Genomic DNA, 24,393 nt, shown 5'->3' with positions numbered 1-24,393 from the left:
CAACCGATTCATCACGCAGTGTCAACCGCCGCCCTCGCCTTTCTAGCGTACATCGATAATACTCATGACTATGCAAAGTAAACCGAAACTCCCTTGGCCAGTTCGCGCCGAGCTTTTTTCGCAGCTGGCGACTTTAGAGCGTGCAGGTCTGTCGGCTGCACATGCGCTCGCCTCGATCAATTTGCCCACGCGCTATCAAACTAATTTGGAAATGATGCGCAAAGCGCTCAAGCGCGGCAAAACGATTGCGCAAGCGGGCGCGCAAGCAGGAATATTTAATTCACTGGAAACCGCGCTGATTGCCGCCGCCTGCCAAGCTGGCAGCCCCGCCGCGACCTACACGCGCTTGGCCGAACAAGCGGCACTGCACGCGCGACTCGCCAAACAAATCCGCGCCAAACTGGCGCTGCCTGCGTTGATGCTACTGCTGGGCTTACTGATCAATCCACTGCCCGCGCTTATCATGGGTACGCTCAGCGTTGGCGGCTATTTATTCGGCATCTTGATGCCACTCATATTGATTGCTGCGATGTATATGCTGGGAAGAAGCGTATTGAATGCTATTGAACAAGACACCCACTCCAGCATGGCTCGCCTGCTATTACAGCTACCGCTCTTTGGCGCTTGGTACAGACGCAGCAAACAACGCAATTTTGTCGATAGCTTAGCGCTGCTACTGCATGCAGGCGTATCGATGTTTGCAGCGATTCCGATTGCGCAATCGACGATCCACTGCGGGTATTTAGAAGCACAGTGCAAGCCACTGCTGCGGCAATTACAACGCGGGCAGAGCCTCACCGAAGCGCTGACTTTCGTGCCGTGGCTAACGGATGCTACGCTGATCGCGATGGTTAAAACTGGCGAAACCAGCGGTACGCTACCCGAAATGCTGCAGCGCTTCGCCACGCAGCTCAACGCCGATCTCGAACACACCGCCACGCAATTCGCTGCATGGCTGCCGCGAATTATTTATGCGCTAATCGCAGCTTGGATCGCATGGGGAATCCTTGCTAGCGGGGCTTTTATGCCACAAGTACCATCCGACTTATAAAGAGAACAATTTGCTGTTTTAGCGAAAAAGAATAATCAACTTGCTTCACAGCAGCCGAAACGCATAGTAAACCGCCATCCCAGCAACAATACCCAGCATCAATTTTTTGCTGCGCCAGACCACCACGCCCGTGCTAATGGCTCCGGCGAGTTGCGGGCTGAGTACTTGCCATTCCCCGTGCGCAATAAAAATCTCAGGAACGATAATCGCCGTTAATACGGCGACCGGCACATACGCTGCGGCTTGGCGCAATTTGGATGGAAAACGCTCGCCAACGCCGGGCAGAAAGAACGACACGCGCAGGCCGTAAGTCACCAGCGCCATGCCAAGCAGCAAGAGTAAACTCCTCAGTATATCCATCAAGCCTTTTCCTTAATGTGCATAGCAGCAAATACCCCTGCAAATACCGCCAGCAATAAGCCCAATTTATACGGCAAGCCGTGCGCCAGCAAAGCCGTTACGCCCGCCACCAGCGCACAGGCGACTTGCGCGCGCGTCACCAATAAGGGCACCACAATTCCAGTAAATGTCGCAACCATCGCAAATTCCAAACCCCAGTGTTGTAGCGCGGGAATATTCTGCCCCAGCACAATACCGAGCGCGGTAAAACTCACCCAAGTCGAAAAATTAACCACGCCAGAGCCGAACATCACCGCATCCAGCGGCGCAATCTGGCGGCTGGCGGCGCTTTGCACCACGGCAAAAGTTTCGTCGGTCAGAAAAAACGCCAAGGCCGCACGGCATAAAAAAGGCAGATGCGCAAACGGCAATTGCAAGGTGGCGCTGTAGAGCGCGTGGCGCAGATTCACAATCAGCGTGGTCAACACAATCACCGGCAGCGCCGCGCCAGCGGCAAGCAAACTCAGTGCCAAAAACTGGCTGGATCCGGCATACACAAACACCGACATCGCCAGCGTCGCCCACGGAGACAAACCTGCCGGCCCAGCGAGCGTGCCAAAAATCAAAGCAAACGGTGCAACGCCCATTTGCAGCGGCAAAGTGTCTAACATGCCGATTTTAAAGGCTTGCCGAGCAGAAAAAGTGGCTGTCAATATTGTCATCTAGGCATCGTATTGGAAATCAGCGTAGCTGACTAGATACAAACTAAAAACTGACAATAAAAAAATGGGCGCTATTGCGCCCATCTTAGATAGCGAAAAATAACAAAACTATTTTTTGCCTTTCAAATTTTGATTCACACTATTGAGCAAAGTGAAATCAGCATCATCCTGAGTGATTTCCCAAATCATCACGCCACCGAGTTGGTTGGCTTTCACAAATTTAACCTTTTCAGCCAAAGAAATCGGATCGTCGTAAGTGAGTAACTCTTTTTTCCCCGCATGGTACATATAGGGTGCATTGCCCGCTTCTTTGCTTCGATACGCTTTCCAGCCGCTGGCTTTAGCGTAACGCAACTGGAAATCACCCCACGTTGCCACGCCCTGCTCGGCTTCATCTTTTAAGCCGGGTCCGGACATCGGCTGTGCTAAACCATCGCCTTTCTCACCTGCTGCTACGCCCCCCAAACCACGAACATAAAATGGTACGCCAAGTACTAATTGTGCGGGTTTCGCGCCTTGCGCGAGGAAATATTCCACCGCCTTGCTAGTCGACAGCACATTACCATCAGGATCGCCCGGCACGGCGTGCAAACTGGCTTGCAAAGTCGATGTTTTACTCCAAGCGCCCGCGCGGTCATACGCCATCAAATTGACCCAATCGAGCAGCGGCAGCGCCGATTTCATATCGTACCCGCCCATGACCCAGCCACCATTATTGGCGGGAACTGCAACGGTCAAGAAATACGTTTTTTTATCCGCCTTGCCTGCTGCATCCAAGCCCTTGCGTAAATCACGCAATAAACTTACCCAGTTTTGCAAATCAGCCGGCGACGCATCTGCCGCGTAATCACCGCCAGTTACTGGATGCTCCCAATCCAAATCCAAACCCACGCATTGCGAATCGCGCATGATGCCAATCGCCGATTGCACTAACTTATTACGCCCCGCTTCAGTGCGTGCGACTTTGGCGATATTACGTGACCCAGTCCAACCACCAATCGCCCACATGCAATTAAAATTAGGGTTAGTTTTTCTGGCACTCGCAAACTGAGCCTTCCATAAATCAGCACCCGCTTTAGTCGTCGCAGGAATAAACGCCGAGCCATCAGCAGCGACTTCGATAAACGATAAAATACCCACATCTAGTTTGGCCAACTGCGGACCAACTTTGCTCACGACGCTAGCATCGCGCCAAGTTGGTAAATAAGAAATGAGTTTTTCTGCACTGATTGCAATCGGACTCATTACACAGAGAAATAATAAAGCAGTAATCCGACTTGCAATAATATAGTTATTTTTTTTCAAAATCACTCCTAAATAAATCAACCAAATAACGCATCCAGCATATTAATTTGGGAGTCATCCACAGCGCCAGTTAGCAGCCCAATTTGCAACCAAGACAAAACATACTGCAAATAGCTTTGTGCCAGATCCCGTCGAGCTTGATAAAGCTGTCGATCGGCATCTAAAGAATCAATTAAAGTACGAACACCAGCCTCATAGCTTTTCTTAGATGCAAACGCATAATGTTCACTCGATTGCAAAGCTAAACGAAGTGCTTTGATTTTTCTTTCTGCATTTGCGTAAAGAAAATACTGATTCTCAAGTTCATTATTCAAATCACTCGTTGCAGCTTGAAAATCATATTTGCTTTTTTCTCTCAATTCGGCAACTTGTCTCTCGCGATAAAAATCACGACCGCCACTAAACAATGGAAAGCTAAGTTCAATCCCTAATCGATTGGTCTGACTGCCATCATCAAAAGAATTAAAATATCGATTGTAATTTTCGCGTAAAGCCACGAAATCTAATTTAGGAAGAAAATTAGCTCTCGACTTTTTTAATTCATACTCTGTTTGCTCAAACTCACTCTTCTTCAAGGCCAAATTTGGGTTATTAAGACTCGCTCTACTTTTCAACTCATCCAGAGGTAAAACAGGCAAAAGTGCAGAATCAAATCGCTTTATTTTTTTCAAACCAACGAAATTCAACCCTGATAAAAGTTTTAACTTGCGCAAAGATGTTTCTTTTCGATTGATCGCCTCCAGTAAATCAACTTCAGCAATATCTTTCTTGGACTGTGCTGAATAGACATCGGTAACAGTACCAACTCCAGCAGCTAATTGTCGTTCAGCACTTAATTGCTGAGCTTCTAAGGTTTTAATCAACGCTTTTGATAAGCTAATGTTTTCATCTTCATAAATTGATACAACGTAGGCTCTAACTACATCTAGCAAAAGTTGATTTTTGTTCGCTTGCAAGCTTTGACTAGCTGAGTCTGCACGCTCAATTTCTTGTTGATAGTTATACCATGCTGGTAAGTTGATTAATGGCTGCCTTAATGTGGCTTGATAATACTGGCGTTCATATTTGACTAATGTCTCCGTGCTTCTGCCATTACGATGTGAGCTTTGAGTATCACGATCACTATCAATGTTTGCGACTAAATTAATTGATGGCAATAAACCAGCCCTCGCGATCCCAACTCCTTTTTGCTCAGCTTGATATTGATGAACTGCTGCTTGATAATTAGGCTCGAAATTTAATGCTGCTTGAAAAGCTTCTTTCGGTCCTATTTCTGCTGCCATAGCTGAATAGCAAACACAAAACAAGCACAACAAAAAAAATTTTTCAAACAAAGAATAACTAGGCATTTTACTCTTCCTTCATCGCCGAGCTAATTCTATTTTGCAATGGCTTTAAAAAATAATTCATTAAGCTACGCTCACCCGTTTTAATTATAACATCAACAGGCATCCCAGGAATAATTTTGTTATTTTTTAACACCTCCAATCCATCTGGATTAATTGCAATTTGTGCAGAGTAAAATGCTAATTTAGTCTGTGGGTCAATTACACTATCTGCAGAAACTAAAATCAAACGCCCATTCACAGTAGGAGTTGAAACATGATTAAATGCTGAAAATCTCAATTGCACCTCATTACCAAGTTTGACTTTATCAATTAGATGAACTGGAATTTGAGCTTCAATAATCAACGGTTCCTCTGATGGAACTAAATCTAAAATTGGACTACCACTTTGTAAAACTGCACCTATTGTGTGGACCGTTAGTTGAACCACTGTTCCTTCTAGAGGCGCAACAATCACTGCATTATCTAATTCAAATTGCAAACTACGCATTCGATCTGTTGAGACGGCAACATCCTGCACAATTTGCGCTAATTGAGTTTCGACTTCTTTCTGATAATCTTGAGTACGACGAATAATCTGTAAACGACGTTCAGCAAGATCTTGCTCCAATCTAGCAATTTGCCCGATATCATCCGAAATACCAGCATTGATTGCAGAGACACTTCGTTCTAATTCAAACATCCTCGTTTTTGGCACGAAACCATCTTTCGCTAAATCTCGAATACTTTCTAATTCAACTTTCAATGTTTTTAATTGCTCCTCTTTACTGCTTTTGACATCCTTAAGGCTACGCTGCTGTGCAAGTAAACCTTCAATATTCTTATGTAAAATATCGACTTCAGCTTTCAAAGATTGGCGCCGTGTATTGAATAACTGTCGCTGTAAAGACATCGCATCACGTGCAATCGGATTAGATGCGCTTAACTCTTTAGGGAAAAGCACTTCATTTTTTTGTTCTCGCTCAGCGCGTAAGCGAGCCTCTATTGCTAACGAAGTCAGAAACTGAGTTTCTACAATACCTAGCTGGGCTCTAGCATTCGTATCATCGAGTTTAATCAAAGGATCATTTTTTTTAACCCGCTGACCATCTTTAACCAAAATCTGGGCCACTTTGCCTGGCACTAAAGCCTGAACGGTTTTACGACTTCCCGTCACTTTTACTACACCCTGGGAAACAACCCCTTGGTCTAAAGGTGCGTATATTGCCCAAACAAACAATGCAACCACTGTAACTAAAACTGCAGATACTCCATATCTCAATGGATGACGCACTAAATCTGACCAAAGCATTGCCAACATCAACCGACTCCACAACATTTACAGCACAAGAACCAATTCGATAAGAATCAAAAAGAAAGCGAAACGATATAGTACAATCTGCATGAGAACAAAACAAACTAATAATCGCAACATGCCGCTTGGTTTTAAATTCGTCAAAAAAACACAACAAAATTAAATTCAGCAAGTATGTACGAAAGACTTTTTCGACTTATGTTTGTTCATTTAAATTAAAACTAATATTATAATTTTAGATCTCAGAACAGGCTCAAACACGTTATGAATATAATTTTTATCCATCAAAATTTCCCTGGTCAATATAAAAATATTGCTGCTTTTTTATCAGCATCTCCAAATAACCAAGTACTAGCGATTGGCGATAGAAAAAATATACATACTCAAGATCCCCGCTTGCAATACGGCTTATATGGCACTCCCAGCCCGGTTCATAATGACATTCATCCTTGGCTAGCGCCATTAGCCAATCACACCCAGCGAGGAATTGCAGCGGCCCGTGTTTTAAGAACAATCAAAACAAAAGGCTTCAAACCTGATCTGATTTTTGGTCATCTCGGATGGGGTGATTGTATGTTTGTAAAAGATGAATTTCCTGATGTGCCATTTATTGGATTTCTGGAGTTCTTTTACAATGCTCAAGGAGCAGATTGCAATTTTGACCCAGAATTTCCTTCATCATCTGAATTAAGTCATAATTTACGGTTAAAAAATGCCACCCAATTAGTCAGTCTTCCTTTAATGGATAGTGCAATTAGCCCAACACATTGGCAAGCAAAACAGTACCCACACTTTATTCGCGAGCAAATAAATATTATTCACGAAGGAATCAATACAACTATCATTAAACCTGCCGAACAGCCAGTTAGCCTGCAAATCCTTAGCAAAGGGCTGCAACTGACACAAGACAACGAGATTGTTACATTTGTAAATCGGAATATGGAGCCTTATCGGGGTTTTCATACTTTTATGCGTGCTTTACCTGATTTTTTGCAGCAAAGACCTAATGCTCATGTACTCATCGTTGGCGGGGATAATGTCAGTTATGGGACTCCACCTAAAAATGCGAAAACGTGGCGAGAAGCACTTTTGAATGAAGTAGGAAATCAAATTGATAGTTCTCGAGTTCACTTTCTAGGCAAAATACCCTATGCAGATTACTTAAAAATTTTACAGCTCAGCACTGTTCACGTTTATCTTACCTATCCATTTGTACTATCGTGGTCAATGCTAGAAGCAATGTCAGCAGGATGCTTCGTGATTGGGTCAAACACAGGCCCTGTTACAGAAGTGATTCAAGACGGTATCAACGGGTGGCTTACTGACTTCTTTGACAGCCAAACGTTAGCAAAAAAAATGGCGCATGCAATTGAATATCGCCGAGAGTTACAACCACTCAGACAAGCAGCAAGACAAACCATTATTGAAAAATATGACTTGCACACGCGCTGCCTACCTCAATATATTGAATTAATCAATAAAACAATAAAAAAATAATTTATCTACAATTAAAGCCAAAATAAAAAACCCACTTACGTGGGTTTTTTATTTTCCAGAGATTTAATCGATTAAGCCAAGATTAAATCTGTTGCTGCCAAATTAGTCACGTCATGCACCACACCTAATAGATGTAATTCATTTCCTTGAATCCATTTATCGGCCACATTACCCTGCACTTGATTTGTGAATTGATATACGAAGCTATCATTTCCATTATCAACCACAAAAATACGTTGTTCACCAGCAGTAAACAGGCCACTTGCTTTATTACTTAACGTATTTGCAACTTGTCCAGCATCTCCTGCATTCCAAATGTCTTGATGGAATACCACGACTTCACTAGCTTCATTGAACAAATAACCCGAAGTAACTGTTTGCTGTTGGAAAACACCATCGCCGCTGGCAATTTTGCCTAGCCCTTCACCACCGGCATCCGCACCGGCAATTTTACTAAATTGCTGGAATTGCAATTTATCGGAACCTTTGGCAAAGAAGTAAATATCATCGGTACCTACTGTAGTATTGAAACGGAAAGTATCTGCGGCATTATTGATATTGTTGATATTGCTATCACCAAATAACACGTCATTGCCTTTATAACCAATCAGCGTATCCGCACCACTACCGCCCACCAAGGTATCATTACCTTCAGCACCACCCAAGATATTTACGGCGGCATTACCAGTAATCATGTCGTTACCTTCGCCACCAACACCTTTGACTGCGGTACCTAACAGATTGAGTTTCAATGGGCCATTATCTTCATTATTACCCGCAATAATGGCGTCACTTTCCAAACGTTCTTCTACATCGTAATTCACAAATGAATTGATCGTCACACCCCATGAACCGGTTACGTTGATCACATCATCCATCGAATCGACAACGAAGGTGTTATTGCCACTGCCCCCCACCATCGTATCGGCACCAGTGCCACCATCGAGCGTATCATTACCCTCGCCACCTTCCAGCACATCATTACCGACATCACCGCGTAAAACGTCGTTACCACCTAAACCAACTAGAATATCTTGACCTGCACCACCACTTAAAGTGTCGTTACCAAGCAAAGTACCAGAGATATAGTTATCAAGTGCATTACCAACAGCAGAACGGCTCACGTTGTCTTGCGAGATAAAGACCAGGTTTTCAACATTTGCGGCATCAAGCGCCATATTGTAATTCACGATACCTGCACCAGCCAAAATGGTATCGTCACCCACTGTATCGGCTACTTTCACGCCGTTATGCATGATCAAATACATATCGTTACCGGCATTAACACCCGTGCTACCGTCATCACGAATGTAATTGGCGTCACCACCGGACATCGTCGTATTGGCACCGCTCGACACACGCAATTCAATATCGTCGTCTTTGGCACCCCAAGTATGATTATCAAAGCGAATCACTTCGATACTCTGCAGGGTAGTGACTGTTTCACCCTCAGTGAATACCGGAACTAAAACAGCCTCCATTCTAGGCTGCATGACAGCTTGCATTACGGGATTACCATTAGCATCCAGAACAGGAATCCAGTTGTTACCCATGATTGGATTACCATTAGGATCCAACGCTGGAACTTGTGTAAAACCCCCATCACCATCAGGAATTGAAACCATAACGGGAACAAGTACAGGAATCCCATTCGCATCCAGCTCAATAGTCATTTGTTGGTTAAACATCGGGTTCCCATTTTGGTCCAACACAGGATCCATAATAGGATGACCATTCGAATCAAGGACTGGTCGCATAACAGGATTGTTATTGTTATCCAATTGCTGCTGCATCAACTGCTGACCATTTGGATCAAGAACAGGTTTCTGCACAACTTGACTCACACTCTCGAACCCATTACCCGCAGCATTGAGTGTAATGTTCATCGTGTTATACAGCTCTAAAATTTGACGGCCATCTGCAGAGGTCTGTTTCCAACCACCAGTACCACTTGCATTACCATTAAACAACGCCGAATCATTCCCTGCACCACCATTCAAGGTATCGTTACCATACTGGCGCGCATCAAAACCACGACCATAGCCAGCATAAACTTGGCCAGACAGCATATCGTTACCGGCACCGCCATTGATGTTATCGGAACCACTACCGCCGGTAATCAACTCATCACGGGCACTACCAATCGCAGTAAAACCAGCCATGTCTTGACCATTAAAATCATCAAAGGCATTGTTTTGACCCATATAGATCAAATCAACGGCTTTACCGATTACTTTTGGCGAACTCATATCAAAAAACGCAGTGTGGGTCGCGATACCAAAAATCCCATCGTTGCCAGCAATGGTATCTTGACTATTAAAGCCAATAATCGTGTCGTCACCACCATCAACAATCGCCAGATTGTAGCCATTACCCAAGAAGATTTTATCTGCACCAGTATTAACGACTTGGCCATTCGCGGTATGACCGCTGTAGACTTCGCGATAACCTGAAGTGGCACGCATATCAATGGTGTCATTACCTAGCGTACCATTCAGATGACGGGTATCGGCAACAGCGGTCAAGTTAACGCCTGTTTCCAATTTATTACCATTCCAATCAACCGCAAAGCCCCAATCTTCGATATTTTTAACCTCGGTTTGAACAGGATTATTTCCGTCTTTCCATTGAAACTTGATTTTCTCAATGTTGTAGAGCGTATCAGTTGCATCGAAAATAGGGTCGCCATTGCCATCTAATTGCTGAATATGTTTGACCAAGGTAATCGTGCCATAACGCTCAACGACGTATTCTGAAGACGGGCCTTTATAAAACGCTACATCACCACCACCTTGGTAGGTTGGAGTGTTATTACCACCAAACAGTAAATCACTACCCAAGCCGCCCTCTAACTCATCGTCACCATCTAAGCCACGCAAAGTATCGTTGCCATTGGTGCCAGTAATGGTGTTATCTAATGCATTGCCAGTACCGTTCGCGCCATTCAGAGTGGCTTTAAATTGCAGGTCTTCGATATTAGCACCTAGGGTATAGCTAGCTAAGCTCGTAATAACTGTGTCATAGCCATATACCTGACCCGCCTTTTCTTGAATTACAACGCCTGCGTGGTCAATCACGTAAATATCATTCGGGGCATCAATTGACTGCCCAACACCGTATTTATAATTTACGACCCCATCCCCACCCGAAATCGTAGTGTTCGCTGCTGTGCTAAAACGAACTTGAGCATCATCCCAAACTTGGCGCTCATTCCAATCGTTACTACGCCATGTACCCGCATCAAACTGGATTTGCTCAATATTTTTCAACGTATCAACGCGACCTGTAGCAATCTCTGTTACCGAAATAACACCGGTCGTCGTATTACGCACATACGTGTAATCCCAAGCGTTGCCCGCATAATAAACCGTGTCAGTACCAGCTCCGCCATCAAGCGTATCGCCGCCAGGCGCAATCGAAGTTAATTGGCCATTCGCTCCTTTGCCATTAAAACCACCTTTACCATTCAAGCCGCCGCCAAAACCAGAGAAATTTTGACCAATCAAAATATCATTGCCCGAACCGCCGATAATGCTGTCATTGCCAGTACTACCAGCCAATAAGAGCCCCGTCGTAATCGCTGCGCCGGTGATAGTGATATCTTGGCTACCTTGATAGCTAAAATTATTCACACCTTCGTATTTTTGCCCAACGCCGTTTGCAACAACAAAAGTACCAGCACCAGCAGTGCCACCATTCGTATCAAAATTAGCAGCAATGAAGATATCATCAACGCCACCGCCGCCTTTCACTGAATCAGCGATGTTATCAACGAAGAATAAATTGGCTCCCTTGCCGCCGATCATCGTGTCGGCACCAAGGCCACCATTCAACTCAACATAACCATCACTAAGAGTGCTAATTCGGTCGTTGCCTTCACCACCATCAAGATGGACTACATTTTGCAAACCTAAAATGGTGTCATTACCTGCCCCACCATGGGCATCAAATACCGTGCCCGTTGCAGAAGACTCACCATTCGGAACGGTATAAACCTGACCACCAACAACAATATTGTCATCACCTGTAGTCCCATCAAGACGAACTGGGCGATTCGGATCCCAGCTCATCTCTGACTTACTCGGCGTAACGCCAGCATTAAACTGGCTCGATGTAAATACATCGGCAGTCGGCTCTTCTACATTATCTAAGCCATTAGCGAAACGGATTTGTTCAATACTGGTAAACGTATCAACACCGCCATTCACTTTGTGTGTAACAGTCCAATTACCTGCTGCATTTTCAACAATGTTATAGTCATCACTAGAGCCGTTGTACCAAACGACATCAAAACCATCACCACCATTAACCGTATCGTTCACTGTGGTGTCTGAATTCTCAGAATGCTGGGTCATAAAGGTATCATTACCTAGACCACCGCTTAAACTATCAGCACCATCGCCACCCGCAATAAAGTTATCTAGCGCATTACCTGTTACAGTGGCATTTTTATTCGTATTGACCATCACATTTTCAATACCGACACCTTGAGTCAACATATTGAATGTGACAGTCGCAGCACCTGCTCCGCCACGCAATTCAACGGTATCATCCCCACCCACCGTATCGTTGATCAACACCCCCGTGTGGTTGACAATGTAATAGTCATTCGGCGCATCGTCTTGTGGCGCACCAAAAATCAATGCATCGGTTGTTGGATCAATCCCAACGAGTACTTGCCCCGTTTTAGAATCGGTGTTTTGCAAAGCACCTGCCACAGTTGAAGCGCCACTGGTGATGGTTTGACCGTTGGCCGTACTAAACCACGCTTGCTCATCATCGAATCTAACGTGATCAAATTGAGCGGGATCAGACCAAGTGTTATTATCAAATTGAATGCGCTCAACATTTTTTAGAATATCGACACGACCGGTTTCTTTGTGTTTAACTTCTACATCGCCGTTATTCAGACGAGTTAATTCGTAATCCCAACTGTCACCATGGAAGAATGCCGTGTCAACACCTGCACCACCATCTAAGGTGTCATCGTAACCATTCTCACCACCAGTTCCTACTCCATCAACTGGCATGCCTTCATTCGCGAGCCCAGCACCAAAATTCTGATATTTAGTACTTACCAAGGTGTCATTGCCAGCACCACCCACAATCAAATCTCGGCCCAAACCACCGCTCAAAAAATTATCGGCAGCATTACCATAGACTGTGAAGTCGCCATTACCCTTGTACATCACCTCGTCAATGCCTTTCCATTGACCGCTGGCTTCTTTATCAGCCAAGTCCACCGTATTCAGAGTTGTGCCAACAGTATCCCATTTAACTCGCGCAGCAGAAGTATCGCCACCATCAACAACATCGCCTGCATCATCAACAAAGAAAAAATCACCCGATTGGGCGGCACCAATCATCGTATCGGCACCAACGCCACCATCAAAGTCAATCCAGCGAGTGGAATTAGGGTTTGCGACCAATAGATCGTCACCCTCACCTCCATACAAGAATCTAGTTTGCTGTATCAAGCCAGTCATTGGATTAAGTTCACGACCACCTAAAATCGTGTCGTTACCAGCTTCCCCTTCCTGCCAAACATTATTACCTGTTAGCAATTGACCTTTAAACGGATTTGCCATGACTCTCTCCTGTGATGTGTGTTATTTCGTTATGCTAAGCAAAGTTATACGCATACTATGTTTCAAGCGATATATGCAGGGGTTATACTCTAAATAAAAAAAACGCCTCTTCCAAGACCGTCAGTCAAAAAATAGCGTTCAACAGCAGCAAGCCAACAAAAGTCAGCAATTTGAAAGGATTATTCCATGACAATCTGTTCATGTAAAATGTAAGTTGACTAAAGCAAAAATTCAGCTCATCACTCAACACCAATTCTTCTATACCCTTTAGAGCGAAACAGCTTCCCGATATAATTTAAAGAATACGAGCCCTTTGTCATGAAATTTTCGGCCCTTAAACCGCATAGCAATATCTGGCCTTACATTGCAAAACACAAAAGAAAATTTGCCGTTTTAGGTGTTTTTGGCTTTTTTATTCACTTGCTGATGTTGAGTCCTTCGCTTTACATGATGCAAGTCTATGATCGCGTCCTGAACAGCCGTAACGAAACCACTTTGCTTTTGCTTACATTACTCGTTGCTGGACTCTATTTTCTAAACAGCCTACTAGAAATGTTTCGATCGATGACTTTAGTTCGCATCAGTGAAGAATTTGATGCCGATTTAGCAGAGCGCGTATTTACAGCGAGTTTTGAACGCAATTTAAGTAGTGGCAGCATCAACCCAAGCTTTGCATTAGGTGACTTAACGAGCTTAAGACAATTCCTAACTGGACCAGGATTAGTTACTTTTCTAGACATTCCATGGATTCCGATTTATTTAATCGTGCTATGGATTATCGATCCCTCTCTCGCTTGGTTATGCATTATTGGCGGCGCTGTTCTTTTTGGTTTAGCGTGGCTAAATGAAAAACTCACTCATGGCCATCTCAATGACGCGAATCAAAGTAATCAACAAGCGGCGCAATACGCCAATACAAATTTACGAAATCCAGAGGTGATTCATGCGCTTGGCATGCTGCCTTCTTTACAAGCACGTTGGCTAGGGATTCAGCAGAAAGCGATCACCCACCAAGCAAAAGCTTCTGATAAATCAGCGCTGATTAGCTGCTTTACTAAGTTTATTCGAATCTTTCTACAGTCTCTTACGCTATGTGTTGGCGCGTATTTAGTTTTAGAGGGCAAAGCCACTGGCGGCGTGATGATCGCAGCTTCTATCTTGGTTGGTCGTGCTTTAGCGCCGATTGAACAGGTAATTGGCAGCTGGAAAAGCTGGCTAACCGCGCGAAGTGCTTTTGAACGCCTAGATGAAATGCTCAAGCAATACCCTCCTCGCGAAGTCGGTATGCCAATTGGTCGCCCACAAGGTACATTAAGTGTAGAAGGCGCATTTGTGACGCCGCCTGGCGGACAGCACCAAGTTATTCGAAACCTCAGTTTTAATTTATCTCCGGGTGAAGTTCTCGCTGTTATCGGCCCGAGTGGTTCAGGAAAGACTAGTTTAGCGAAAGTGATGGCAGGTATTTGGCCATGCCAGCAAGGAAAAGTGAGGCTCGATGGGGCTGATGTTTATGTGTGGAATAAAGCGGAGCTGGGTCAATACATTGGCTATTTACCACAAGACATCGAACTCTTTGTAGGAAGTATCAGTGACAATATCGCGCGATTTGGTGAAGTGAACCCAGAAGCGGTGATTGAAGCGGCCAAAGCGGCTGGGGTACATGAACTTATTCTGCGGCTACCGAAAGGCTACGACACCGTCATTGGCGAAGCTGGTAGTAATTTATCCGGTGGACAACGGCAACGCGTCGCGTTAGCAAGGGCGCTTTACAAGCAACCTAGTTTAATTATTCTCGACGAACCAAACTCTAATCTTGATGATGAAGGTGAACAAGCGTTACTCAAAGCGGTTCTTGCTGCCAAGCAGGCTGGAAGTACGATTGTCCTTATCACACATCGCCCTGCCTCATTAGCAGTGGCTGACAAAACATTGTTAATCAAAGAGGGGCAATTACAAATGTTTGGCCCTACAAATAAAGTGTTAGAAAAACTGCGTGAACAAAGCACACCAAAACAAGTTTGAATCTAATGCTTAAAATAAAGAAATAAAAAACGCCACCGCAATCGGTGGCGTTTTAGCATTTGCAGCTAGTGATCAACAGCTTAGTCGCGGCTATTGCCGGTAAAGGCCATAATGATGTTCAACAAGCTAACGAAGATGTTGTAAATATTAAGATAAAGACTCAACGTCGCGCTGATGTAATTGGTTTCACCACCGTTGACGATACGGCTCACATCATACAAAACGTAAGCCGAACAGATCATCAATACGACAGCGGAAATAGCCAATGACAAAGCAGGAATTGCAAAGAAAATATTCGCAACTGCCGCCAATAATGCAATCACCAAACCGATAAATAAGAATTTACCCATAAAGGAAAAGTCTTTTTTGGTTACCGTTGCGATGGTCGCTAGCGTAAAGAAAATCGCCGCAGTGCCAATCGCAGCCATGCCGATCATTTCTGCGCCATTGCTAAACTTCATCGCTGATTGCAAGATTTGGCTGAGCCACAAGCCCATAAAGCCAGTGTAACCCAACAGCAAAAACACACCTGCGCTGCTTTCTTTGGTTTTTTCAATCGCGTAAAACGCAGCAAAACTCACCAACATAAACAAGCCAAAGCCCATGAAACCGCTGACGCGGAAATTGAGCGACATACCTAGCAATGCGCCTGCTGCCGTTGGCAACATCGTCAATGCCAATAAGAAATAGGTATTACGTAGAACTTGATTACGTTCTGCAGCTAATGCGTCGCTGTTATACATCGTCGCATTTTGATTAAATTGATTAAACGATTGCATCATGAACCTCCCTTGTCTGATTCGTGGTGGTACTGTATCACCAGCTATGAGAGTATCAAAGCAAAAAAGTTTCCTGCTTTCAATTAAATTCAGTTAAAAAAGCATCGGGAAAGCCTCAGCCAACTGCATCTGATCCAATTGCATGAGGTCAGTCTGTTGCCAACGCGGCTTGCTGCTGCGATCAATCAGCGTCGCATAAATGCCAGCGCTAAAATCACCATAACGCAAACATGCCGCGCTAACTTGCGTTTCTAATTGTACTGTTGCAGGAAAACTCAATGTTTTGCAGCGCTGCTGCAAAGTCGACGCTAGCCAAAGTGAAGTCGGTGATGCTTTATAAATGCGTTCTACAGCATGCGCCAACCAAGGGTCAGCCGATTGAGAGAAGTTTCGTAATTCAACACAGCGCTGTGAAACCTCAATTCCATCACGATCTTGCAGGGCATCATGATGCGCCGTCAAATGCGGCGCAGCCAGTGACGGGGAGATCTGCTGCGACAAAAAATCATCCAACAAGGCCGCATCGCTAACGTCACCTTGCCAAGGTAGCCCCGCCAATTCTGCGAGCACACTATGCCGCTTAGCATCGGGCAAGGCCCATTGCGCTGCGCCCGTCAGTAGCGCATCGGCCGCATTGATCGCCGCACCAGACAGCGCTAAAAATTGCCCGTAGCCCGCCAATTCGGGCAACCAACGACTCGCCGCCACATCTGGAAACAGGCCAATTGCGGTTTCTGGCATCGCCAATTTGCTCGACTCTGTGACAACCCGATGACTCGCAGCGGCAAATAAGCCCCAACCGCCCCCCATCACGATGCCATGCCCCCACGCGAGTACCGGTTTCTTGTAATCACGAATCATTTGGCACAGCGCGTATTCTTCGGCAAAAAAAGCATCGCCTTGCGCGATTTGCTCTGGCTGCATCATCGCTTCATACAGCGCTTTTAGATCGCCACCTGCGCAAAAGCCGCGCTCGCCAGCGCCAATCAATACCACCGCAACGACATCATCCTGCGCCTGCCATTGCAACAAAGCCTGCGTCATTTGCCGCACCATACTCAAGTTTTGCGCATTGATTCGCTCGGGGGCCGACAAGGCCAAAATCCCAATCTGCATCTGGTGCAGTGTAGGCATCAGTCGAACATGCACTGTCATTCAAGCTCCTGCCTTTAATCAGGCGAATTGTCTGCTTTATCCAATTGAGCCTATGCTGAAAATGGCTGTTTAGCCATTAGGAAAAGCGCCATGCTGACGATGCTGTTCAGTGCCACTCTCACGCTCTCAACCACAGCAATTAGCCCAGATTACGCCGCACAATGGCCGACGCAGTTGGCTAATGCCGCCAAACAAGAAGCTCATAATCCATGGACGGCGGCGGTGTTGTATTGCCAAGCCGCCAGACAGGGCGTTACCGAGGCGCAATATCGCCTAGCGATGCTGTATGCATTTGGCTTGGGAGTTCCAGAAGATCGAGTAGCAGCGGCAACTTTGTTTTCAGTTGCGGCCGAACAAGGTCATTATGAAGCCCAGAAAATGCTCGAAACGATTCGCATCAGTGCCCATCGTTTACCGGCCTGCGTGGAATCGAACACCGATCCAGCTCGCGCGCAGCTTCCCCCGCCGCCTGACATCAAGTTAATGAATGCGAATCAAAAAATGGTCGCCAAAATTATCAGCAAGGTTGCCAGTTGGCACGGCGTCGATCCTCACTTTGCATTGACAATTGCCAAAGTAGAATCAGGGCTCAACGCCACTGCCGTGTCGCCCAAATCAGCGATGGGAGTGATGCAACTGATCCCCGATACCGCCGAGCGATTTAATGTTAAGGACGTATTTAATGTGAGTCAGAATGTCAAAGGTGGCGTACGCTATCTACGCTGGTTACTTGATCGTTACCAAGGCAATGTTGCGCTGGTGGCGGCGAGTTATAACGCAGGGGAAGGTAAAGTCGATCGTTATCGCGGCATTCCACCCTATCCGGAAACGCGACAGTACGTAAAACGCGTGATGGCGTTGTATCCCTATGCAGTTCATCAAACCGAGGGCGACCGCTATCGCGATATCAATGTTTTTCCAGAACAGCAAGCAACAAAGAAAAAAAACCCGTAGGTATATGGATATAGTCATTGATTTTAAATGACCAAATCAAGATACCTACTCAATTCTCATCCTGATCCCAAGCATCTTGTACGGCCTCGGCGTCGGCTTGCGCTTTGGCGATTTCTTTGCGCTTGCGGCTTGCATCGCCCAAAACAGTATCGTAATGCAGACGCTGCTCGTCGGTCATTTCATGCTTCATTTTGTCCAACTGCTCTGCACCTTGATACGCAGCCAGCGGCTCTAAACTTTGAATTTTCTCAATCAATGAGGCAAATAATTCAGGACTAATCGGCATCGCATGAGCTCCTTGAGGTGATTAACAATTTTCCAGATTTAATCAAAACAAAAAATGACAACGCAACACCGCTAGACCTTATTTTTCGCAAACAATACCCGCTTGCGCGGCAGAACGGCTATGAGCTAAAGGCAAGTTGTCACTGGCATGGTAGCTCATCACCAGTGAATATTTGGTGGCATTGGTTTTATTTCGACTGGCGGCATGAAAGGTACGGGCGTCAAACAGCACCACATCACCGGCGGCCAAAGTAGGAAACTCGGCTTGACTAACCCACGGTACTGCCTCGGGATGCGTTGCCAGCAAGAATTCGCGCTCATCAAATGCGTCTTCCGGCAATTGCGCCATGTGCGAATGCGGAATAAAGCCCAATCCACCATTTTCAGGACTTTCTACCCCCAAGGCGAGCCAGCATGACACGAGCTCGGGCCGAGTAAAACGCCAATAGCGCAAATCACGATGCCACAAGGTATCGCTACTAAAACTCGGTTGTTTAGTCATTAAGCTATTGTGATGCACTTGCGTCAACGTCACGCTATCGCTCGACAATAAAGCACGCATCAATTTGCTCAGAGCAGCATCGGTTGCCCACTCCATAAAAATCGGTGAGCGTGCCACCATGCCGCGTAAACGCCTGATCGTTTGTCCCCCTTGCGCCTCAGTTGACGCTGGCGCGCCCGGATAGGCCAAACTCGCTTCCAACTCAAATGGCGCTTCACGCGCTTGCAAACATTGCATTGCGCAATCGCGAATGGCATTCACTTGTTCAGCAGACGCAAATGCGCGCAGCACGACGACACCTTGCTCGGCAAAAGCAATACGGAGTGCGTTCAAATCAATGGGGTGTGAAAATTCAAGCAAGGCAGGCGCTCAATTAAAGATCAGCAAGGCTAGGATTGTACTGGAAGTTGCCCTAAGTAGAGCTAATGGATTTTGCTAATCTCTCGGCAGCGTAATCATCGCCTGCAAGCCACCATCGGGATGATTGCTTAATACCAATTCGCCGCCATGCGCCTGAATAATATTTCGCGCAATCCCCAAGCCCAGTCCATGACCGTGGCTATTGCTATGGCGCCCATGCTCTAAGCGAACATAAGGATCGAACAAGGTCGAGAGCGCATCTTCGGGAACACCAGGGCCGTGATCGCGCACAATAATCACCACTTTGCCGACGCCTTCCAACACTGAAATCTGGACTTGCTGCCCGTAGAACAAAGCATTATCAATCAAATTGCTGAGCGCACGTTTCAGCGCTAAGGGCTTGGCCATGACCCATAAGCCACAGCGGCTAAACGCAATGGCATGGCCGGCCATTTTAGCGTCTTTGACCATCCGCCCTATCATCGCATCGAGCCTGATGCGCGTGCGATTTTCATGAATATCGCTGTCTTTCACGCTTTGCAGTGCGCCTTTGACCATCATATCGAGTTCATCGAGGTCTTCATGAAACTCTAGCCGTAAATCTTCGTCGTCGAGCATTTCGGTACGCAGCTTTAAGCGCGTAATCGGCGTGCGTAAATCATGCGAAATCGCGGTGAACAACTTTTCACGGTCTTCCAAATAGCGCTGGATTCGTTCCCGCATCGCACCAAACGCATTAGCGGTACGAATAAATTCCTCGCTCCCTTCGGCGGGCAAATGCGGTGACTCCCCTTTGCCAAATGCTTCGGCCGCTTCAGACAGCGCGGCCAATGGCCGAGTAATCCAGCGCACCACCACCCAGCTCAGCAACATCACAGTAATTAAGGTCGCAAATTGCAACAGCCAGCGCTCGGGCGGCATCGGATTACTATTATCCAAAAAATACGGATCTGGCATCAGCGTGGCAAGATACAGCCAATGACCAGGCTCTATTTCGGTTTGAATAACCAAAACCGGTGCCGGACGCGCTTCCATCAATAAGGTGTTTTTGACCCAGTGATCAGGCAATTGCGCCACGGTCATGCCATCACTAGCCACCACCAACTCATTGGGCCAAGCAAAATCAATTTTTACGCTACCTAAACGGGGTAGCTCCTGCTCAAAAACATGACGTATTACTGTAAAGACCTTATCAGGCAATGGGTTTGATGAGATACCCTTAATACCAACAGGGCTATCGTTGACATTAACAAAAAATCGTGTGCCGCCCATTTCACGCAATTGCTGAATGACCAAGGGCCGATAATTCGGTGGCAAGCTTTGAAAGTATTCCACCGCACTCACCGCACCGCGCGCGATGTGATCGGCGGCTGCCGAGACTTCTTGCTCTGATTTATTCTGTAGATAGTTGGCCCAAATCGCATTACCAATCAATTGCGAAGTCAGTACACCAATCGTCATCACCCACAGCAAGCGAGACAATAACCGCGATGGCAAAATCCGCTCTAGCCAATGCGGCGTGCTCATTGCACGTGCACGCTGGCCGAATAAGCGAATCGATTGCCATACTGCATTAAACATGGCTAATCGTTACCTCAGCAGACAGTACATAGCCCGCACCGCGTACGGTTTTGATTAAATTTGGATGCTTGCCGTCGTCTTCCAAACGTTGTCGTAGACGACTCACCTGCACATCCAGTGAACGATCAAGCGGACCAGCATCGCGACCGCGCGTCTCTTCAGCCAACTGGCTACGATCCAAAATTTGCCCTGGATGCTCCAAGAACATTTTGAGTAGCTGGAAATCCAAACCCGTCAGTTTCACGACTTCGCCATCGGGAGAAATTAACACACGCTCAACCGTATCTAAGGTAAAACCAACAAATCGATAATAACGGCCGCCCGATGCGGTGCCGTCGATGCCAGTGCGACGATGAATTGCTTTAATTCGTGCTAACAATTCGCGTGGATTATACGGTTTAGCAATGTAATCATCGGCACCCAGTTCTAGCCCTACAATGCGGTCCGTTTCATCAGAGCTGGCAGTCAACATCACAATCGGCACATTGCTATTTTTACGTACCGTTTGGCACAGCGCAAAGCCGTCGGTGTCGGGCAGCATCACGTCCAAAATCACCAAGCTGAGTTCATCTTTATAGCGCTCAAACTCACTTAAAAAAGTTTCGCCATCCGGCGCTAAGCGCACATCGTATTGATTGCGCTCTAGGTAGGCCTTCAGCAAGGTGCGCGTTTTTAAGTCATCATCAACAACCAATATTTTCCGGCTCATTCATTAATCCTCTTTACGGTTCAAAGCGCGCACCATCGCAGCTAAGCGCTGCTGCGTCTCTGCCACTGAAATCTTTTCATCTAAGTAAAATACTTGAATCTGTTTCACAATCGCATCTTTAAAAGTATCATCCGTGGCCATTCGGTGCACCAAACTTGGCGCCTGATAAGTTGCACCACGGGCAAAAGTCCGCCACGAATTCCGACCACAGCTGTCTAAGCTTGCGATGTCGACATCTTTGCGCACTGGCACCGAGCCTTTTAATTTGCTATAGCCCAGTTGCGCAGTAGGCGAGACAATAATTTGTGCAAAGCGCTCTTGATTTAACTGCCGACTGTAATCCCCTGCAAACATCACCATCGTATCAATACTATATAAATGGGTATTATCCGTATTCGGTACGGTGGCACACGCAAAGTCGACATCAACGCTCAAGCCTTGCGCAGCTAACTCACCTTTCATCCAATCCCCCATAATCACCATCGCCGCATTGCCACTGGCAAATTGCCGAGAGACATCGGTCCAAGATAACTCTGGCCCCGTTTTAACGGTGTAACTACGTAATTGCCGCAAACGTGTTAACGCTTGCGCAAACCGTGGGTCTAAGTACGCTTGCGGATTACGAGCCACAAATAAATCGCGATAAAATTTCACATCCGATTCAGCCAGCACCAGCGTTTCAAATAGTGTTGCCACTTGCCAGGCTTCATGACTTTGCGCCAACGGCGTAATTCCCGCCGCCTGCAATTGCAACGCTATACGCTTAAATTCAGTAAAATTACTCGGTGGTGCCAAGCCCATTCGATCAAAAACTTTTTTGTTATAAAACAAAGTGTTAATGCGATGAATCCCCAATGGCACGGCCACTGTATGCTGCCGATGCGTCACCAGTTGCCACACTGTTGGAAACATTTGGCTTTGCCAGCGGCCCGCTGCATTGTCTAATTCCAAAATCAAGCCTAACTCAGCCCATTCACTGACGGCAGGGCCAATCAACTGGGCGACCGAAGGCGGATTGCCAGAAAGTACTCGACTTTTGAGTACTTTGACTGCACCAATACCTGCACCACCCGGAATCGCCGCATCACGCCATTCGATATTCTCTTCGGCTAATTTAGTGCGTAAAAAATCAGCCGCACGCCGCTCGCTGAGCGACGTCCACCAATGCAATACATCCAGCGATTCACTGGCATGTAGTGCGTTTGACAACAGCAACAGAATCAAGCCAATCCATACGCTCTGTCGATTTTTTACTTTTGATTCAAACACCTGTCGCTATTCTCCATGAATTAACCCGACTATATCGTAAGCATGCTTCGGAAATTGTAATAAATCATTTCATTTTATCGCGTTCTACCGATTACCCCTATTAGGGCGTTACACAGCATACGCCTGATGAAATGGGTATTGCAGCGTATTTTTAAGCGCTCGCCCGTGACTATTTGTAACAGGCAAATCAACAGAAAAATTGATGTAGCTCAATAAATTCAACAACATATGCCCAAAGCATAGGCAATTTTGTAGTCGCTAGTGTCACACATACAGCGGTGATAATTTACTTGCACCGAGACACAGATCCCGGCATAGCAAGCACATTCACTTGAGGATATATCGAAATGCAGACTGTACTAAGCGCACGTCATCTCTTACTCGCCTCGCTACTGGCAGCAGGCACCGCCCAAGCAGGCACCGTCACGATTGAATCTTGGCGCGTTGATGACAAAACACTGTGGGAAGAAGTATTGATTCCAGCTTTCCAAAAAAAGAATCCTGGCATCCAAGTTAAATTCGCCCCGACCGCACCGACTGAATACGACTCGAGCTTGACCGCACGCCTCACTGGCGGCACTGCAGGCGATTTGATTACCTGCCGCCCATTCGATGTATCACTCAATTTATTCAAAAAAGGCCATCTAGAAAAACTCGATGGCAAAGCGGGCATGGAACACTTCCCTGCTTCAGCCAAAGTGGCATGGCAAACGGATGATGGCAAAACCGCATTCTGCATGCCAATGGCTTCCGTGATTCATGGCTTTTTCTACAACAAAAAGATGTTCAAAGAGTTAGGCATTCAAGTGCCAAAAACACAGCCAGAATTTTATGCCGCAATGGAAAAAATCAAAGCGGCAGGCAAAACACCAATCGCTTTAGGTACAGCGGATCAATGGGAATCGAATCAAACCGTCTTTACCAATATTGGCCCGAATGACTGGAAAGGCGAAGAAGGCCGTAAAGCTTTAATCGCGGGCAAAGCCAAATTTACCGACCCGCAATTTGTAGCGGCATGGACACAAATGAGCAAATGGACACCGTTGATGAGCAAAGGCGCATCGGCACAAACCTACGCCGACAGCCAAAATATGTTCGCAATGGGTAAAGCCGGTGTGTATCCAGCCGGTAGCTGGGACATTGCCTACTTCAACAAAGAAGGCATGGACTTCGGTGCATTCCCTCCCCCCGTGGCTAAAGCTGGCGACCAATGCTACATCTCTGACCACACCGATATCGGCATGGGCGTGAATCCAAAAGCGAAGAACAAAGCCGATGCATATAAATTCTTGGCTTGGTTGGGTTCCCAAGAGTTTGCCGATTTGTACACCAATAAAGTGACCGGCTTCTTCTCATTGTCGAATCATTTGATTTCAGTTCAAGACCCAGTGGCCAAACAAATGCTCGATTGGCGCAAAACCTGCAAATCAACGATTCGTTTGAACGCGCAAATTCTGAACCGTGGTGAGCCAGCCATGGAAAACGCTCTGTGGAATGTGAGCTCGCAAGTCTTGAACGGCAAAATGACGCCAAAAGATGCTGCAGCGCAAATCCAAGCTGGCTTTGAAAAATCACGCGCCAACGCCGCCAAATAAGTTCTCCCTCCACTCACAGATGTGAGTTTGACCGGCGGCA

General features: G+C 46.3%; 18 protein-coding genes. 5 read left to right on the top strand and 13 right to left on the bottom strand.

Going from position 1 to position 24,393, the window contains the following annotated elements; translation table 11 throughout:
* Positions 1-64: 64 nt before the first annotated feature.
* On the top strand, positions 65-1,051 hold the full coding sequence (locus GM173_RS01050) for a type II secretion system F family protein (protein WP_203569477.1): 987 nt from the start codon (positions 65-67) through the stop codon (positions 1,049-1,051).
* Positions 1,052-1,096: 45 nt separating this feature from the next.
* On the opposite strand, the gene GM173_RS01045 is transcribed toward GM173_RS01050, so the two are convergent.
* From GM173_RS01045 to GM173_RS01025, 5 genes are all read right to left on the bottom strand, one after another.
* The gene (locus GM173_RS01045; protein ID WP_203569476.1) at positions 1,097-1,411 is read right to left on the bottom strand and encodes an AzlD domain-containing protein; all 315 of its coding nucleotides are present in this window, start codon (positions 1,409-1,411) and stop codon (positions 1,097-1,099) included.
* On the bottom strand, positions 1,411-2,112 hold the full coding sequence (locus tag GM173_RS01040; RefSeq protein ID WP_239078189.1) for an AzlC family ABC transporter permease: 702 nt from the start codon (positions 2,110-2,112) through the stop codon (positions 1,411-1,413). Before GM173_RS01040 ends, GM173_RS01045 begins: the two co-directional genes overlap by 1 nt.
* 108 nt (positions 2,113-2,220) lie before the next feature.
* A complete protein-coding gene (locus tag GM173_RS01035; protein ID WP_203569475.1) occupies positions 2,221-3,417 on the bottom strand; it encodes a glycoside hydrolase family 18 protein in 1,197 nt (398 codons plus the stop codon).
* A 17-nt stretch (positions 3,418-3,434) separates the two neighbouring features.
* Positions 3,435-4,766, bottom strand: coding sequence for a TolC family protein (locus GM173_RS01030; protein WP_203569474.1), 1,332 nt, complete (start codon positions 4,764-4,766; stop codon positions 3,435-3,437).
* Position 4,767: 1 nt separating this feature from the next.
* A complete protein-coding gene (locus GM173_RS01025) occupies positions 4,768-6,063 on the bottom strand; it encodes an HlyD family type I secretion periplasmic adaptor subunit (RefSeq protein WP_203569473.1) in 1,296 nt (431 codons plus the stop codon).
* A 258-nt stretch (positions 6,064-6,321) separates the two neighbouring features.
* On the opposite strand from GM173_RS01025, the gene GM173_RS01020 reads away from it, so the two are divergent.
* On the top strand, positions 6,322-7,554 hold the full coding sequence (locus tag GM173_RS01020; protein ID WP_203569472.1) for a glycosyltransferase family 4 protein: 1,233 nt from the start codon (positions 6,322-6,324) through the stop codon (positions 7,552-7,554).
* Positions 7,555-7,625: 71 nt separating this feature from the next.
* Here GM173_RS01020 and GM173_RS01015 read toward each other — a convergent pair whose 3' ends face one another.
* Complete coding sequence (locus GM173_RS01015) at positions 7,626-13,142, bottom strand: beta strand repeat-containing protein (protein ID WP_203569471.1); 5,517 nt, start codon at positions 13,140-13,142, stop codon at positions 7,626-7,628.
* A gap of 318 nt (positions 13,143-13,460) precedes the next feature.
* Here GM173_RS01015 and GM173_RS01010 point away from each other — a divergent pair, with 318 nt between their 5' ends.
* Positions 13,461-15,164, top strand: a complete 1,704-nt coding sequence (locus tag GM173_RS01010; RefSeq protein WP_203569470.1) for a type I secretion system permease/ATPase — start codon at positions 13,461-13,463, stop codon at positions 15,162-15,164.
* Between the two features lie 80 nt (positions 15,165-15,244).
* On the opposite strand, the gene GM173_RS01005 is transcribed toward GM173_RS01010, so the two are convergent.
* Entirely contained in the window at positions 15,245-15,946 is a 702-nt protein-coding gene (locus tag GM173_RS01005; protein WP_239078187.1) for a Bax inhibitor-1/YccA family protein, read from the bottom strand.
* 90 nt (positions 15,947-16,036) lie between these two features.
* Positions 16,037-17,098 (bottom strand): enoyl-CoA hydratase/isomerase family protein, encoded by a 1,062-nt coding sequence (locus GM173_RS01000; protein ID WP_203569469.1) that lies wholly within the window; start codon positions 17,096-17,098, stop codon positions 16,037-16,039.
* 90 nt (positions 17,099-17,188) lie between these two features.
* Between GM173_RS01000 and GM173_RS00995 the strand changes: the two genes are divergently transcribed.
* On the top strand, positions 17,189-18,052 hold the full coding sequence (locus GM173_RS00995; protein ID WP_203569468.1) for a lytic transglycosylase domain-containing protein: 864 nt from the start codon (positions 17,189-17,191) through the stop codon (positions 18,050-18,052).
* Positions 18,053-18,101: 49 nt separating this feature from the next.
* On the opposite strand, the gene GM173_RS00990 is transcribed toward GM173_RS00995, so the two are convergent.
* From GM173_RS00990 to GM173_RS00970, 5 genes are all read right to left on the bottom strand, one after another.
* Complete coding sequence (locus GM173_RS00990) at positions 18,102-18,338, bottom strand: hypothetical protein (RefSeq protein WP_203569467.1); 237 nt, start codon at positions 18,336-18,338, stop codon at positions 18,102-18,104.
* A 78-nt stretch (positions 18,339-18,416) separates the two neighbouring features.
* The gene (locus GM173_RS00985) at positions 18,417-19,199 is read right to left on the bottom strand and encodes a phytanoyl-CoA dioxygenase family protein (RefSeq protein WP_203569466.1); all 783 of its coding nucleotides are present in this window, start codon (positions 19,197-19,199) and stop codon (positions 18,417-18,419) included.
* Positions 19,200-19,274: 75 nt separating this feature from the next.
* On the bottom strand, positions 19,275-20,780 hold the full coding sequence (locus tag GM173_RS00980; protein ID WP_239078186.1) for an ATP-binding protein: 1,506 nt from the start codon (positions 20,778-20,780) through the stop codon (positions 19,275-19,277).
* Positions 20,773-21,489, bottom strand: coding sequence for a response regulator (locus GM173_RS00975; protein WP_203569465.1), 717 nt, complete (start codon positions 21,487-21,489; stop codon positions 20,773-20,775). The genes GM173_RS00980 and GM173_RS00975 overlap by 8 nt, the downstream gene beginning before the upstream one ends.
* Before the next feature lie 3 nt (positions 21,490-21,492).
* Entirely contained in the window at positions 21,493-22,758 is a 1,266-nt protein-coding gene (locus tag GM173_RS00970; protein ID WP_308439564.1) for an ABC transporter substrate-binding protein, read from the bottom strand.
* 347 nt (positions 22,759-23,105) lie between these two features.
* On the opposite strand from GM173_RS00970, the gene GM173_RS00965 reads away from it, so the two are divergent.
* The gene (locus tag GM173_RS00965; protein WP_203569464.1) at positions 23,106-24,353 is read left to right on the top strand and encodes an ABC transporter substrate-binding protein; all 1,248 of its coding nucleotides are present in this window, start codon (positions 23,106-23,108) and stop codon (positions 24,351-24,353) included.
* The last annotated feature ends 40 nt before the right edge of the window (positions 24,354-24,393 follow it).

The organism is Deefgea chitinilytica, assembly GCF_016881405.1.
Classification (GTDB): domain Bacteria; phylum Pseudomonadota; class Gammaproteobacteria; order Burkholderiales; family Chitinibacteraceae; genus Deefgea; species Deefgea chitinilytica.
Note: the sequence above shows the minus strand (reverse complement) of the source record. Positions and strands in the feature narration are given on the sequence as shown.